This is a genomic window from Pseudomonas sp. S2_C03 (genome assembly GCF_054668405.1).
Genome location: NZ_CP162766.1, coordinates 812,408 through 827,405, shown reverse-complemented (window position 1 = coordinate 827,405; position 14,998 = coordinate 812,408). Strand labels below are relative to the sequence as shown.

Genomic DNA, 14,998 nt, shown 5'->3' with positions numbered 1-14,998 from the left:
GCCGCTAGGCGGATGCGCTGGCTTTGGCTACGCTCAAGCCCATCAGCACGCGGATATCAGGAAACCTGCAATGCCTCATTGGCTGGTCATTGATCTGGAAGCCACCACCGATGAAGGCGGTTGGCCGGTCACGGAAATGGAAATCATCGAAATTGGCGCCACGCTGGTGGATCGACAGGGGCGCGAACAAGATCATTTCCAGCGGTTCGTGCGCCCGCTGCGTCGCCCTTTGCTGACGCCGTTTTGCCGGGAGCTGACCCACATTACCCAGGCCAACATCGACAGCGCACAACCGCTGACTGAAGTCTGGCCGGTGTTCGAACGGTGGCTCGGCCAACATCACGCACGCCTGGAAGGCTGGGCCAGCTGGGGAGACTACGACCGCAAGCAACTGGTACAGGAATGGCAGCGCCTGCAACTCGACAGCCAGCTCAGCCGTGTACCGCACATGAATCTCAAGCAGCGCTATGCCAAAGCCAGGCGACTGGAGCGACCGTTGGGCCTCAACGGTGCGCTGCAACTGGCGGGGCTTCAGTTCAGTGGTCAACAGCATCGGGCGCTGGAGGATGCGCGTAATACAGCACGTCTGTTACCGCTGGTCCTACCCCTCTAGAGAGGTGACGCCGCCCGGGGCCTTGTGCATACTGGCCGGCCTTTTTCAGCCCTTTTCGAGGAATCGCCCATGTTTAAAGTCAACGAGTACTTCGACGGCACCGTCAAGTCGATCGCTTTCGGCACCGCTGAAGGTCCGGCGACCATCGGCGTCATGGCACCGGGCGAATACGAATTCGGCACCAGCCAGCGCGAAATCATGCACGTCGTAAGTGGCGCCCTGACCGTCAAACTGCCTGACAGCAGCAACTGGGAAACCTTCGAAGCCGGCAGCCAGTTCAACGTACCGGCCAACAGCAAGTTCCAGCTGAAAGTGGCGGTCGATACCGCTTACCTGTGCGAGTACCGTGGTTAACCCACAGGTTTTCAGCGCATAAAAAATGCCCGTGTCTTTCGATACGGGCATTTTTCATTCAGGCTTGTTTATTCCAGCACGGTCACTGGCATGCCGACCTCGAGTCGACCATTGCCGTCGTTGACCAGGTTCTGGCCAAACATCGCCCCCTCTTCCCGGGCACGGTATTTCTGCAAGGTCGCGAAGGGTTCACGGTCATCGCTGCGCGCACCGGTCTGCGGATCGATAGTGGTCAGGATGCAACGCGAACATGGCTTGACCACTCGGAACTCGACCTCGCCGATACGGATGCGTTTCCAGCCATCCTCGGCAAACGCCTCGGCGCCCTCGATCACCAGATTCGGCCGGAAACGCAGCATTTCCATGGGACGCCCGACCTTCTGGGACAAGTCTTCCAGGGACGCCTGACCGATCAGCAGCAATGGAAAACCATCGGCAAACGCCACCTGATCGTCGTCCTTGCCATAGCCCGCCTGGGTAGTACGCGCACGGTCCAGCGGTACTTGGACCAGGCGAGTCGGTTTGCCGATGAACTCACTGACCCAAGCGGCCGCCTCGTCTCCGGCATCCGGTACACGCAAGGTGTCGCGCCAGATCGTTACGCCACGCAACTCGGCGTCACTGGCAGGCAGTGCGATATCGATCGGCGAATGGCCTGGGGCTGCGAGGGTCAAGCCACCATGGGTATTCCACAACGCCGACAACTGGCTCATCGGCGCCACCGCACGCTGGGTCAGGAAGCGCCCACTGGCCTCGTCCACCAGCATCCAGCGTCGATCTCCCTCGAGCCCCAACTTGTCGAGGCTGACCTGCTCCAGGACCTCGCCCTTGCCGGATTTCAATGGAAAACGATAAAGCGCGCTCAAACGCAGCATGTCCAGCTCCCTGAGGTGATCAAAACGTCACCCTATACCAAAATCACCTGTGTCTGTAGGAGCGAGCATGCTCGCGATGGCGTTGAACGATGACGCTGGCTGCCTGACACCCCTCGTTATCGTTGACGACCATCGCGAGCTTGCTCGCTCCTACAGGGGTAACTTCACGCAGGCACCGCATCGAGCATCAAGCGCTGGCGAACCACATCCACCAGTTTGTCAGGCTGGAATTTGGACAGGAAGTTGTCGCAGCCGACCTTCTTCACCATCGAGTCGTTGAAGCTCCCCGACAACGACGTGTGCAACACCACGTAGAGGCCACGCAGGCGCGGATCGTTACGAATTTCGGTGGTCAGGCGATAGCCGTCCATTTCCGGCATTTCCGCGTCGGTGAACACCATCAGCAGTTTGTCGGTCATGTTGACGCCACTGTCCGCCCATCCCTTGAGCATGTTCAATGCCTTCAAGCCATCACTGGCGATGTGCATCTTCACGCCCAACTGGCCCAGGGTGTCGCGCAATTGCGAAAGGGCGACGTTGGAGTCATCCACCAGCAGCACCTCGCGGCCCCGGGCGCGTTCCAGTACAGGGTCGTCGAGTTTGTCGCGGGACACCTTGGCGTTGTACGGCACGATTTCAGCCAGGACTTTTTCCACATCGATGATTTCCACCAGTTGATCGTCGACCTTGCTGATGGCGGTCAGGTAATGCTGGCGACCCGCACTGGTCGGCGGTGGCAGGATGGCTTCCCAATTCATGTTGACGATGCGGTCCACGCCACCGACGAGGAATGCCTGCACCGAACGGTTGTATTCAGTGACGATGATCGTACTGGTCGGGCTGGGCACCAGCGCACGCATGCCGATGGCCTGGGACAGGTCAATCACCGGCAATGTCTGCCCGCGCAAGTTGACCACGCCACACACGAACGGGTGGCGCTGGGGCATCAGGGTCAGCTTTGGCAGTTGCAACACTTCCTGCACCTTGAACACGTTGATCGCGAACAATTGCCGCCCCGCGAGTCGGAACATGAGAATTTCCAGGCGATTCTCACCCACCAGTTGCGTGCGTTGGTCTACCGTGTCGAGAATGCCGGCCATCAATGACTCCTGGGCTTGTTCTGATGAATTCACTAAAGGGGGTTATCGGCTGTCTTTGCCGCATCTTGACCCTTATAAAATGCCCGCTCAGGCATTGATGTCACATTAACATCATGCTTTACTAGCGTCCTCAATTCATCTGCTTCAATTCCTGCCGCGCGACAACAGTTCGCACGTTAGGTTCCCGTGCCTAAGGGAATCCCTGAGCATCAATCAGGCCCAACCTGATATTCGCAATATCCAATAGCCATTAATGTGACGCCATTCTCATTGCATGAACGGAGTCAGGCTATCGTGCGCGACCGCAGTTCAGGGGTTTTCCATCCTATCGAGACTCTTGCCTGCCGCGCTATCGGCCGGATCGCGACCTGATGCCCGCCGCTCACGCCCATACACCCGACACGCTCTCACTTGACATGAAGTTGTGGAGATAAGTATGCCGAACGACCGTAAAGAGTGGGCCCAACGGCTTCCCGAATTTCTCGTCGAGGCAGAAACGCTCCTGGCCAAATCCGAGGAGTGCCTGAGTCATTTGCAACTGATCAGCAACGACAAGGACGCCATCGAGTGCATGATGAGTACCCTGCTGAAGCTGGCCAGCAAAGCGGATGCTCTCGCCCTGGGCGCCGTTTCGGAATTCTCCCTGCACATTCATGGCCTGCTCAATCACGCGCAACATCATGTGGACCTGCATGCGCAGGCGCTGCAAGCGCTGAAAGACTGCTTCACGCTGATGGCCTGGCAGCTTGAGCTGATCGACCAGAACACCGGTCAACTCAGTCTTGATCAGAGTGAACAGACCTCACTGATCGAAGCCTTTGCCTTCCAGGTAGGGCAAAGCCAGTTTCACCCGCCTGCCCATTCGAAACCGCTCAGGCTTATCTCTTTTTCATAACGCCCAGTTGAGTTTCCTGCCAACGCCTCGATGGTTTATCTCAGACTATTGGGTAGCTTGAATTAAGTCATGCCGCAATTGAATAATTCGGCAGCGACAGTTCGCCACACTTAAACCCTCTACAAATAGTTTTCATTTGTAGAACTAAGGTGCCAACTCTCTAATTCCTGACCATTCGGACATATATACCGAACGCGACCAACGGTATGTGAAGTGGTACTATGTCCTCCATTAATTGACGTCAATTAATAGCACAGTGACCCTTACATAGATTGTGTCCAAATGGCCAGTCTGTCCGCAGCGAACATCTATTGGCTCCATCCGCTATGTATGCCAACCTCAAGTCAATGACCAAGTGGCTCCCCTCCCGAGAAAACGCCCGCCGGTTCACGCTATTAGTGTGTATTGCCTCGGCGCTTGGCAGCGTGGCGGTCTATTGCCTGTCCACTCGGCTGCCGCTGGCATTACTGCTGGTCAATATTGCGGTATTGGCTTGCGTACTGGCGCAGCAGCGTCTCTCGCGCAAATCCATAAAGTTCGAGCCTCGGGAGCTGGCTGAGCGGTTACTGCAAGTCCAGGAAAACGAACGGCATCGGCTGAGCCGCGAATTGCATGACGACATCGGCCAGTTACTCACCGCTGCCAAGCTGCAAAGCCAATGGCTCAAGCGCCGCGTGCCCGAAGAACTCCAGGGACAGTGCTCGCTGCTCTGCGACACGCTGGACGAGACCCTGGCGAAAGTGCGAGACGTATCGGCCATCCTCAACCCCAGGCAACTGACCAGCCTGGGTCTTGAAGCCAGCTTGCGCGAGCACTTGCTCAAGACGTTGGCCAACACGTCGGTGAACTGGAGCCTGGAGTGCCAGTCGCGTTTGACCGGCATTCCCGAAGAAATGGCGCTGGCCGCTTTCAGGATCACTCAAGAAGCGGTCACCAATATTTTGCGCCATGCCGACGCGAAAAATCTTCTGGTGCGCCTGCAACGCCAGCCCCAAGGCCTGTGGCTCTCGATCAGTGACGATGGCCTGGGTTTTTCGCCAGCCACTGACCCAGGCCGTGAAGGGCAACGCGGAATGGCCGGGATGTCGGAGCGGATCGACCAGTTGGGTGGTACCCTGCGGGTGACCAGCGAGCCGGGCAAAGGCACTCAAATCGAAGCTCTCTTCCCCTGGGCGCCCCGTGCGCTGGAACGGGCCAGCACCCATAAGGTTATGCATTGACTTGTAACTTACTTCTGGTGGATGACCACTCGCTGATCAGGGCGGGCGTGCGCGCCCTGGTGATGGATATTCCAGGCTATGCGGTCGTCGGCGAGGCCAATGACGGCTCGCAGTTGCTCGAGATGTACGAGCGCCTGTTGCCGGACATCGTGCTGTTGGATATTTCCATGAAGCAGACCGGTGGCCTCGAGGCCTTGCAACATCTCAAACGCCAGCACCCACTGAGCAAGGTACTGATCCTGTCGATGCATACCGACCCTGCCTTGATCATGCAGGCACTGGAGTCTGGCGCTCACGGTTATCTGCTCAAGGACACCACGGCCACCGAGCTTGAACACGCCTTGACAGCACTGAGCAATAATGAGCGTTACCTGAGCCCCGCCATCGCTCATACGGTCATCAATCAGGCGTTGACCCGCAATCAGAAACTCCAGCCAGAGCCCGTCGATTCGCACAATCTTACGCCACGCCAGTTGGAAATCCTGAGGTTGATCGTTCGGGGCAAATCCACCCGCGAGATCGCCAATGGCCTGGGCTTGAGTATCAAGACGGTCGAAACCCACCGCTCGCAGATCATGAAACGCCTGCAGATTTACGACGTGGCGGGTCTCGTGCTGTTCGCCGTGCGTGAGCAGATCATCAGTCTGGACGATTGATCGCTGCCGCTGCTGGCTTGCCCAGCAGTGGAGAGTCTTGTGGCAAATGCACCCGCAAGGCTGCCGGGCGTGCAGCGAAGCGCAAACTATCACCCTCCAGCGGTTCGCCATCGAGATTGATGGAAAGGCCTTCCGCGACCTTGATTTCCACCCAAGGCAAACGAGCGCGGACAAACAGGCTATCGATCCCGAAGCCATCGGCAAGCAGGCTCTTCAACGTACCCACCACTTCCTGGGGAGCCGGCAGAATGCTGATGTCCAGCAGGCCATCGTCCGCCAGTGCCTGCGGGCACAATTCGTGGCCACCGCCTGCCTGGCGACCATTGCCGATGCCCAGGGCCAGCAAGTCCCCACTCCACTGAAAATCCGGACCGTTGAGTTCTCCATAGGCAGCATGCAACTCATTGAAACGTGTTAACCCGGTGAACAGGTACGCGGCGCCACCCAGCACTTTCTTCAGATCCTCCGAAGTATTTGCGGTGACCTGGCTGCCGAAGCCGCCCGTCGCCATGTTCAGGAACATTTGGCCGCCTACCTCACCGAGGTCAATGGCCCGGGGTTCGGCATCCAGCAGGTCCAATGCCAGGGCCGGCTCAAGTGGCACCCCGGCGGCACGGGCAAAATCGTTGGCGGTTCCCAGCGGCATCAGTACCAGGCTGGCGTGTCCCGAATGCGAAGCCATGGCCTCGGCAATATCGCGCAGGGTGCCGTCGCCACCGCCAGCAATGATCTGCTTGTAGCCTGCCGCCAGCGCTTCCTGTACGAGTCGTTGTGCGTCCCCCCCTCCCATGTCAGACGCACGGCCAGCTCCCAGCCTTGCGCGCGTCGGTCCTGAACAGCCGATCGCACCTCTTCGTTGAGCGCCTGCTTGCCGTGCAAAATCAACATTGCCTTGCGTTCGCCCATTGCGGTCATTCCCATGATTGATTCGTCTGAGAAATGTGACCTCCGAACACCGCATAAAAGTCGCAAAAATATTAATTATTTCAAGTCGAACGACGGCGAGGTCCTACAAGGCGGGATCTTTTCTTACAAAACGTGATGAATCGGCTCAATTGACCCGCCAGGGTGATTGGTACAACTTGGTCATCACCGTTGTTCAGTCATCAGCAGCACTACAGGGACGTACCATGCACAGCCATGACACCAGGTCACCGGGCACCCCGGCCGCACCGCTCGCGGAAAGGCGGGCCAGCTATCAAACCGAACTCAAACACCGCGCTGAAACCACTGGAGAAACTGACATGGAGCCTCGTGTCGTCGAGCTTGAAACGCACCTCAAATACATCCGCAGAGATATGGAAGAGATTCGGGGTGACGTTAAATCCATCAAGCACAGGCTTGCCTACGCCGCCGGCGGAACAGCGGTGGTTCTGGGCCTGCTGGGATGGATCGCCAACACCCGGTTCGATCAACTGGTGGCGCTGGTTGTTCACTGAATGCAGCCCGCAAACAACACCCGGTTCGCTGAACCGGGTTTGTTCATGTCAGGCGTCAGCCCAGCACTTCACTCAAAGGAATGAAGCCGACGCTGTCACCTTCAACCAGCGTGCGCTCCTCCAGCACCTCTACCAGGCCATCAGCCCATGCGGCGCTGCGCAACACACCCGAGCTCTGGTTTCGGTAAATGATCGCCCGGCCGTTTTCCAGACGCCCTCGCAAATACTCGCGTCGACTTCCGGCCTTGGGCCAGGAAAAACCGGCCGGCACCTGGAATTTCAAGGGCTCGAGCGCGGTTACGCCCTGGCGGCGCAGCAGATAAGGCCTGGCCAACAAAGCAAAAGTCACCAGGGTCGATGCCGGGTTGCCGGGCAGGCCGATCACCGGCACGCCACGAAAATGTCCAAACGTCAGCGGTTTGCCGGGTTTGATCGCAAGTTTCCACAAGGCAAGCTCGCCCTCTTCCCGCAAGGCGATGCCCAGAAAATCCGCCTCACCCACCGATACGCCACCGGTAGACAGAATCAGGTCGACATCCTTCAACTCACCCAGTCGGGTACGAGTGGTCTCGAGGTCGTCGGGCAGAATGCCGGCGTCGACCACCTCGCACCCCATACGCTGCAACCAGCTGCACAGCAGCACTCGGTTGCTATTGTAGATCTGCCCCGGCCCCAACGACTGCCCAGGCTCGACCAGTTCGTCACCGGTCGAAAGCACCGCAACGCGAACCTTGCGAATCACCTCCAACTGCGCACATCCCAGGGAGGCGGCCAGGCCCTGCTCTATCGGTCCCAGTCGTGTACCGGCAGCCAGAATCAGCTCACCGACCGTGGCTTCCTGGCCTTGGGGGCGAATGTTCTGCCCGGATGTCAAAGCCTCAGTGAACCGGACGCGACCATCAGCCAGCAGCTCGGCGTTTTCCTGCATTTCGACGCAGTCCGCCCCAGCAGGAACCGGCGCACCGGTGAAGATTCGTGCGCAGGTGCCAGGGGTCAATGGCTGGGGCGCGTTCCCTGCAAATATCTTCTGGCTGACCACCAGCGGCTCTGCACTGCCGTCAGCCGCGCGCAAGGCATAACCGTCCATTGCACTGTTGGGCCACGGCGGCAGGTCGAGCGTCGAGATCAGGTCATCGGCCAGCACGCGGCCCTGCACCTGAGCCAAGGGCAGGCGCTCTCGATCGGTAATCAATGAAGCAGTGGCCATCTCCAGCAAGCGCGCCTGCGCCACCTCCACCGCCATCAAGCTGCCGGCCTTGCCTGGCTTACCCACGGGATTCACAAGGGGCCGCCTGTTTCAGATGAGGCACGAAATTACACGGACGGTGCCGGGAGTCCAGCTGTTCGGCAAGAATGCCGTCCCAACCGGTCCTTACGGCATTGGTCGAACCCGGCAGGCAGCACACCAGGGTGCCATTGGCGAGGCCGGCCAGGGCACGTGACTGAACCGTTGAAGTGCCGATGTCCGCCACCGATATCTGGCGAAACAGCTCACCAAAGCCGTCGACCTGTTTGTCCAGCAGGCAGCTCACCGCCTCGGGTGTGCTGTCGCGCCCGGTGAAGCCGGTACCGCCGGTGATGAGCACGACCTGTACGACATCGTCGGCAATCCAGTTGGCAACTTGCGCGCGAATTTTGTAGAGATCATCTTTAAGCAGGACCCGGGCGGCCAGGTTATGGCCAGCAGCGTTCAAGCGGTCGACAAAGACCTGGCCCGAGGTGTCGGTTTCCAGGGTACGCGTATCGCTGACGGTCAACACCGCGATATTGAGCGGCGCAAAAGGTACTTCAGCCTTGGCTTTCATAGGCTCATCCAGTTGTAGGAGAAACAGCCCGGTGTTATATCACAGCGCTCCCTTTTTCCGCCGCTCCCATGGAGACCCCTCATGATCTCGAATTCACCGTTGCCACCCTGCTCCATCCTGCTCCTGGCAGGTGGGCGCGGCCAACGCATGGGCGGTCGGGACAAAGGCTTGATCGAGTGGCAGGGCGAACCACTGATCGCACACCTTCAACGCAAGACCCGTCCGTTGACCGATGACCTGATCATTTCCTGCAACAGGAACCTGGACAAATACGCGCCCTACGCCGACCGATTGGTCCATGACGATGACGGTGAATTTCCCGGGCCACTGGCCGGTATTCGTGCAGGCTTGCAGGTGGCTCACCATCGCTACCTGATGGTCCTGCCCTGCGATGTGCCGCGCATTGACGCCGCGCTGCTGCATGACATGCTTGAGGCTGCCAGCCAGCACCCGGACAAACCCTTGATGCTGCGCCACGGAGAACATTGGGAACCCTTGCTCAGCGTCATTCCCGTCACCCTGCGCGATACGTTCGAGAGTGCGTGGCAGGACGGTGAGCGCAGTCCGGGCCGCATCATGCGTAAACTCGGCGCGACGGCCCTGCAATGCCCCGACAACGATCCGCGCCTGGCCAATCTCAACACGCCAGATCTGTTGAGCTTGCATAACGGCGTTTCAGATTGACGCTAGCCAAGGAACTTGCGCGCGTTGTATACGTCTCACGCTCAGTAACCAAAAGAATTTCCATCGGAGATACACTCATGAACCAACGGATCCTCGCCACCTGTCTGCTCGCACTGGGCCTCGCGACTCTGGCCGGTTGCTCCTCGCCTACCGTGATCACCTTGAACGACGGCCGCGAAATCCAGACCGTCGACACGCCCAAGTACGACGACGACTCCGGCTTCTACGAGTTTGAACAACTGGACGGCAAACAGAACCGCGTCAACAAGGACCAGGTTCGTACCGTTAAAGAGTTGTAAGAACATCGGATATGAAAAAGCCCGCTTCATGCGGGCTTTTTTACGCATGGAAAACGCTGCTCACCATTGCAGGGTGAGCAGGCTCTGGAACTCCCGCAACTCACCGGAAACCGGGTCGGTAAACCGCAATCCCTGAGCGAGCAGTTTCAAGGGGTTGGCGTAGTCATCCTCGACGTCGTTGAGCACGTCCGGATAAAACGGGTCGTTGCAGATGCTGGCACCCAGGGCCGTCATGTGCACACGCAACTGATGTTTCTTGCCCGTCACCGGATAAAGTCCGTAGCGCCACAAATCTCCGTTTTTCTCCCGGACTTCGACGGCCGTCTCACTGTTGCACGCGCCCGGCCCTTCCTGCATGCGAAAGAACGGCTCGCCATCGATCAGCCGGCTTTTGTGCACTAGGGGAAAAGTCAGATCCGGCAGCGCCCGGGCAATGGCCTCGTAGCGCTTTTCGATTTGCCGGGTCGGGAACAACGACTGATACGCGGAGCGACTCTGCGGATTGGCGGAAAACAGCACCAACCCCGCTGTATGCCGGTCGATACGATGCAAAGGCACAAGGTGCGGATTATCCAGGCGACGGATCAAACGCCGTAACAGGGTCTGTTCCACGTACTCACCGGCCGGGGTCACAGGCAGGAAATGCGGTTTGTCCGCCACCACCAGATGCTCGTCGGCATAGAGGATGGATTCAACCACCGGGATCACTTTCTCGTGTGCAACCTCACGAAAATAATGAATCCGCAAACCTTCCCTGTAGGCCAGGTCTACCGCGATCGGCGCACCATTGCCATCCAGAACTCGCCCCCGGGCGATCCTGTCCAGCCATTGCTCGCGGCCAATGGCACTGAAGTGATCACACAGGCAGTCGAGTACCGTCAGCCACGGCCCAGGGGGCAAGTAGAGTGTACTGGCCTGGCTCTGCGCAGCGCTGAATAATGAAGTGGACATACAGAAGCTCTAACCCTCAATACAGGCCGGCATTATCCAGCAGTGCCCGGGTCGAGCCTAGAGAAGAATCCTCACGCGGTAATCGGCTGGGCGCCAGCTGCCGCTTCGGTGTACTCCTTCAGCCAACGCAGCACATCCACCGCTTCCCAGCGCACCGGATCGTAGAGCGCATACAACAACCCCTGGTAACCAACGACATCCAGTTGTCGGTGATAACCTGCACGCTGGAACAATGCCTCGATCTCGGCAAAACAGGTATTGAAATGCAATTTGGTGAAAGGCGTCTTGCCTTCCGTGACCAGGCCCTCCAGGCGCAGCTCACTGACGGCGTCACGCACGACGTCCACCGACATCAGGTTAACGCTGCTTTTCAATTGTTCGACATTGACCAAGATTCATCCCTCGACTCACGGGATCACCTGTCCAGGCCGCAAGGAGGACGAGCAGGACGGGCAATCCGGATAACTGTATGAACATACAGTAACCGAATAACGAGTCCCGCGCCAATGTTGACGCAAGATTCAGAGCAACGGCGGCTCAGCGCAGAAAGGCGACCACCTGATCGCCATCAAACGGCCAATCGAGTTCTGCCCCGGTGTCCAGGCGCCGCAGGACCGGAATACGCAAACCGTAATCTTCGACCCAGTCTTCGTTTTCCGCGATGTCGACCAGCTCCACCAGCAAACCGTGCTCGACCAGGGGCATCAGTTCATCTTCGGCAAGCTCACAAAGGTGACACCCCAAGGTGCCGAACAGCTGACATTCAGGAGGCATGAGTGCAGGACCCGACAAAGTAGGCGTCCATTCTAGGCCTGCGAGCCGGTGCAGTCGACCCAATAGGGACAACCTGGCGGCGGAAGAAAAAACTCAAAAATTTCGGGCCGACGGCTGACACACATCATTGGACCCTGATATCAATTGCGTGATCCTCGCGACTTTTTTGTCTCTACGCTGCAATGGCCAGCGTTTGCTCCGGAGCGTCCAGTGTTTGCCAATCTGCTGATCATTCTCGCCTCATCCCTGGTAGTGATTGCCCTGTTCCAGCGTCTGCGCCTGCCGCCGGTGCTGGGTTACCTGTGCGTCGGGCTGATGATCGGGCCTACGGCATTCAACTGGGTCAATGAAAGTGAAGAACTGCCCGACCTCGCCGAACTGGGCGTAGTGTTCCTGCTGTTTTCACTGGGGTTGGAGTTTTCCCTGTCGAAAATGCTCGCGCTGCGCAAAGTCGTGTTCCGGCTGGGCAGCCAGCAAGTGCTGGTCACCGCGCTCTTGCTGGGCGGGTCGTTGATGCTGCTCGGCTTGTCGGCGACGCCTGCCCTGCTGCTCGGCGCCGGCCTGTCGCTGTCATCCACGGCCATTGTCAGCAAGGAGTTGGGCAGTCTCGGCGAGATTTTCAGCAGCCACGGCCAGAATGCGATCGCGGTACTGCTGTTTCAGGACGTCGTGGCGGTGTTGTTGCTGACCCTGGTGCCCGTCTTCGCCGGCAGCAGCGATCAGGCCTGGTATTGGGCGTTGCCGGTGACACTGGGCAAAACCGTGGTGCTGTTCCTCGGCCTGCTGCTGGCCAGTCGCTGGCTGCTGCCGCGCCTGTTCCATGAAGTGGCCGCCGCTCGTTCCGCAGAACTGTTTGTGCTGCTGGCCCTGGTGATCGTACTGCTGACGGCATGGCTGACGCATCTGCTCGGACTCTCTCCGGCCCTCGGTGCGTTTCTTGCCGGCATGCTGCTGGGCGAAAGCCACTATCGCCATCAAATCGAGGCCGACATCCGTCCGTTCCGCGACATCCTGCTCGGGGTATTTTTCGTCAGTATCGGCATGCTCATCGACTTGCAACTGTTCACCAGCCACGGCCTGTTGATACTCGGCCTGACGTTGGGACTGTTGCTGATCAAGGGCTGCGTAGTCGCGCTGCTGGTCAAATGGCGTGGCAGTGACGCTGAAACCGCCTGGCGCAGCGGCCTGGCCCTGGCCCAGGGCGGCGAATTCTGCTTTGCATTGATGGCCCTGATGCAGCAAAACCAATTGATGCCTGCTGACATCGGCGGGTTGCTGCTGGCCGCCACCTTTTGCTCGATGCTACTGACGCCCCTTTTACTGCGAGCCGCCCCGCGCATCGCCCTGCGCCTGCACCGCAAACCCAATGAAGAAGCCAAGCTCGAGGAAATCAGCGCGCTCAATGCAGACCTGCGTAACCACGTGGTGATTTGTGGTTATGGTCGCGTTGGCCAATCCATCGGCCGCTTTCTGCGGCAAGCGCAACAACCCTACATTGCACTGGACAATGATCCGGTGCGTGTCCAGGAAGCCGGCGTGGGCGAAACCTGCGTGCATTATGGCGACTCTCGTCGTGGCGAGTTGCTGGTCGCCGTCGGCCTGGAGCGCGCGCGGCTACTGGTGATCGCCGTCGACCAGGCTGATATCGCCCTGCTGATTCTGAAAGAAGCACGCCGGTTCAACACCCATGTGCCGATTCTGGTGCGCACGCGGGACGACAGCCAGTTGACCGAACTGAAAGCGGCGGGCGCCAGTGAAGTGGTGCCCGAACTGCTCGAATCCAGCCTGATGCTCGCCTCTCATGCGCTGATCATGCTGGGCTTGCCGGGACAGCAGGTCCAGGACCGGGTCGACCAGGTGAGGCGAGACCGCTATCGCCTCCTGCACGACTTTTACCCCGGCGCGGATGATGAAGAGACGTGATTCAATCCTGGCTGACAGCGCCGATCTTGTGCACCGACAGGTCGGCCCCGTAATACTCTTCTTCCTGGCTCAGGCGCAGCCCGTGCAGCGCCTTGATCACTCCGTACACCGCAAAACCACCGACCAACGCCACGACCACTCCCAGCGTCGTGCCGATCAACTGGCTGATCAGGCTGACCCCGCCCAAGCCACCCAGGGCAGTCTGCCCGAAGATACCGCAGGCGATTCCACCCCAGACGCCGCACAGGCCATGCAAGGGCCAGACACCCAGGACATCATCGATGCGCCATTTACCCTGGGCAGCGGTGAAGCACCAGACAAACAGCGCCCCGGCGACGGCTCCCGTCAACAGCGCCCCCACCGGATGCATCAGGTCGGAACCGGCGCAGATCGCCACCAACCCAGCCAGCGGGCCGTTGTGCAGGAAGCCGGGGTCATTGCGCCCCACGACCAGCGCGGCCATGGTGCCGCCGACCATGGCCATCAGCGAGTTGACCGCCACCAGACCACTGACATTCTGCAAGGTTTGCGCACTCATCACGTTGAAGCCGAACCAGCCGACGATCAGGATCCACGAGCCCAAGGCCAGGAACGGAATGCTGGAGGGTGCAAACGCCACCAGTTTTCCATCGCGATAACGCCCGTTTCTCGGCCCGAGCAACAACACCGCTGCCAACGCCAGCCAGCCGCCCATGGCGTGCACCACCACCGAGCCGGCAAAGTCATGGAAGCCGGCGCCGAAGCGCTCCAGCAACCAGGCTTGCAACCCATAGTTGCCGTTCCAGATCATGCCTTCGAAGAAGGGATAGATGAAGGCCACGATCAATGCCGTGGCGCACAGTTGCGGCACGAACCGGGCACGTTCGGCAATGCCACCGGAAATGATCGCCGGGATTGCCGCCGCGAACGTCAGCAGGAAGAAAAACTTCACCAGCCCATAACCGTGATCGGCGTTGATGACCGCTGCCGGTTGCAGAAAGGTCACGCCATAGGAAATCCAGTAGCCTATAAAGAAGTAGGCCAGGGTGGAGACCGCGAAGTCGCTCAGAATCTTCGACAGGGCATTGACCTGGTTCTTCTGTCGAACGGTGCCGACCTCAAGAAAGGCAAAACCGGCGTGCATGGCCAGGACCATGACCGCACCAATCAGAATGAACAGTGTGTTGGAGCTGTGGACCAGAGTCTCTACAGCGCTTTGCAGATTTTCCATGGATGGGCAGACCTGAAGGCTAGAAAAAGCACCAAAGCAGTTCGCGCAAAACGCTCATGCACCAAAGTGAAACCATCCCGGATCGACGCTTGGAGCCGGATGAACCGCTTTGGCGCACAAAGTGGCAACCTTTGCGCGGGTTTTCATTATTTGAGATAAGGTTTCGCCTGATTCACGCCCAGCAACAGCGCAAACACGCG

At 59.0% G+C, this 14,998-nt stretch carries 17 protein-coding genes and 1 pseudogene; 9 read left to right on the top strand and 9 right to left on the bottom strand.

All coding sequences use genetic code 11. From position 1 onward, the window contains the following. Positions 1-70: 70 nt before the first annotated feature. Positions 71-613, top strand: coding sequence for a 3'-5' exonuclease (locus AB4N64_RS03895; RefSeq protein ID WP_460122138.1), 543 nt, complete (start codon positions 71-73; stop codon positions 611-613). Positions 614-682: 69 nt separating this feature from the next. Further along, a complete protein-coding gene (gene ppnP, locus AB4N64_RS03890) occupies positions 683-967 on the top strand; it encodes a pyrimidine/purine nucleoside phosphorylase (protein ID WP_460122136.1) in 285 nt (94 codons plus the stop codon). Positions 968-1,035: 68 nt separating this feature from the next. Here the strand turns inward: ppnP and AB4N64_RS03885 are convergent, their stop codons facing one another. Both AB4N64_RS03885 and AB4N64_RS03880 read right to left on the bottom strand, forming a co-directional pair. Beyond that, on the bottom strand, positions 1,036-1,842 hold the full coding sequence (locus AB4N64_RS03885) for an MOSC domain-containing protein (protein ID WP_460122134.1): 807 nt from the start codon (positions 1,840-1,842) through the stop codon (positions 1,036-1,038). A 164-nt stretch (positions 1,843-2,006) separates the two neighbouring features. Then, entirely contained in the window at positions 2,007-2,942 is a 936-nt protein-coding gene (locus AB4N64_RS03880; protein ID WP_460122132.1) for a chemotaxis protein CheV, read from the bottom strand. Positions 2,943-3,378: 436 nt separating this feature from the next. Here AB4N64_RS03880 and AB4N64_RS03875 point away from each other — a divergent pair, with 436 nt between their 5' ends. From AB4N64_RS03875 to AB4N64_RS03865, 3 genes are all read left to right on the top strand, one after another. After that, the gene (locus AB4N64_RS03875) at positions 3,379-3,837 is read left to right on the top strand and encodes a hypothetical protein (RefSeq protein ID WP_460122130.1); all 459 of its coding nucleotides are present in this window, start codon (positions 3,379-3,381) and stop codon (positions 3,835-3,837) included. A 326-nt stretch (positions 3,838-4,163) separates the two neighbouring features. Next, on the top strand, positions 4,164-5,057 hold the full coding sequence (locus AB4N64_RS03870) for a sensor histidine kinase (protein ID WP_460126591.1): 894 nt from the start codon (positions 4,164-4,166) through the stop codon (positions 5,055-5,057). Then, on the top strand, positions 5,054-5,713 hold the full coding sequence (locus AB4N64_RS03865; protein WP_460122128.1) for a response regulator: 660 nt from the start codon (positions 5,054-5,056) through the stop codon (positions 5,711-5,713). The genes AB4N64_RS03870 and AB4N64_RS03865 overlap by 4 nt, the downstream gene beginning before the upstream one ends. On the opposite strand, the pseudogene yegS reads toward AB4N64_RS03865, so the two are convergent. After that, positions 5,697-6,619 (bottom strand): annotated as a pseudogene (yegS, locus tag AB4N64_RS03860) (lipid kinase YegS). The gene AB4N64_RS03865 and the pseudogene yegS overlap by 17 nt on opposite strands. Before the next feature lie 224 nt (positions 6,620-6,843). Here yegS and AB4N64_RS03855 point away from each other — a divergent pair. Next, the gene (locus AB4N64_RS03855) at positions 6,844-7,152 is read left to right on the top strand and encodes a hypothetical protein (protein WP_460122126.1); all 309 of its coding nucleotides are present in this window, start codon (positions 6,844-6,846) and stop codon (positions 7,150-7,152) included. Between the two features lie 55 nt (positions 7,153-7,207). On the opposite strand, the gene AB4N64_RS03850 is transcribed toward AB4N64_RS03855, so the two are convergent. Next, positions 7,208-8,434 (bottom strand): molybdopterin molybdotransferase MoeA, encoded by a 1,227-nt coding sequence (locus AB4N64_RS03850; RefSeq protein ID WP_460122124.1) that lies wholly within the window; start codon positions 8,432-8,434, stop codon positions 7,208-7,210. Next, positions 8,418-8,957, bottom strand: coding sequence for a molybdenum cofactor biosynthesis protein B (gene moaB, locus AB4N64_RS03845; protein WP_460122122.1), 540 nt, complete (start codon positions 8,955-8,957; stop codon positions 8,418-8,420). The genes AB4N64_RS03850 and moaB overlap by 17 nt, the downstream gene beginning before the upstream one ends. 81 nt (positions 8,958-9,038) lie before the next feature. On the opposite strand from moaB, the gene mobA reads away from it, so the two are divergent. Both mobA and AB4N64_RS03835 read left to right on the top strand, forming a co-directional pair. Beyond that, entirely contained in the window at positions 9,039-9,641 is a 603-nt protein-coding gene (mobA, locus tag AB4N64_RS03840; RefSeq protein WP_460122120.1) for a molybdenum cofactor guanylyltransferase MobA, read from the top strand. 77 nt (positions 9,642-9,718) lie between these two features. Then, a complete protein-coding gene (locus AB4N64_RS03835) occupies positions 9,719-9,940 on the top strand; it encodes a YgdI/YgdR family lipoprotein (RefSeq protein ID WP_460122118.1) in 222 nt (73 codons plus the stop codon). A 60-nt stretch (positions 9,941-10,000) separates the two neighbouring features. Here the strand turns inward: AB4N64_RS03835 and AB4N64_RS03830 are convergent, their stop codons facing one another. The 3 genes from AB4N64_RS03830 to AB4N64_RS03820 form a co-directional block, all read right to left on the bottom strand. After that, positions 10,001-10,891, bottom strand: coding sequence for a pseudouridine synthase (locus AB4N64_RS03830; RefSeq protein WP_460122116.1), 891 nt, complete (start codon positions 10,889-10,891; stop codon positions 10,001-10,003). Between the two features lie 71 nt (positions 10,892-10,962). Beyond that, a complete protein-coding gene (locus tag AB4N64_RS03825) occupies positions 10,963-11,283 on the bottom strand; it encodes a transcriptional regulator (RefSeq protein ID WP_460122114.1) in 321 nt (106 codons plus the stop codon). A gap of 145 nt (positions 11,284-11,428) precedes the next feature. Next, positions 11,429-11,665 carry a glutaredoxin family protein gene (locus AB4N64_RS03820; protein WP_460122112.1) on the bottom strand — a complete coding sequence of 79 codons (237 nt, stop codon included), beginning with the start codon at positions 11,663-11,665 and terminating at the stop codon, positions 11,429-11,431. Between the two features lie 210 nt (positions 11,666-11,875). On the opposite strand from AB4N64_RS03820, the gene AB4N64_RS03815 reads away from it, so the two are divergent. Continuing rightward, positions 11,876-13,588, top strand: coding sequence for a cation:proton antiporter (locus tag AB4N64_RS03815; RefSeq protein WP_460122110.1), 1,713 nt, complete (start codon positions 11,876-11,878; stop codon positions 13,586-13,588). Position 13,589: 1 nt separating this feature from the next. Here the strand turns inward: AB4N64_RS03815 and AB4N64_RS03810 are convergent, their stop codons facing one another. Further along, positions 13,590-14,798: an ammonium transporter gene (locus tag AB4N64_RS03810; protein WP_460122108.1), complete on the bottom strand. Its 1,209-nt coding sequence runs from the start codon at positions 14,796-14,798 to the stop codon at positions 13,590-13,592. Positions 14,799-14,998 lie beyond the last annotated feature (200 nt).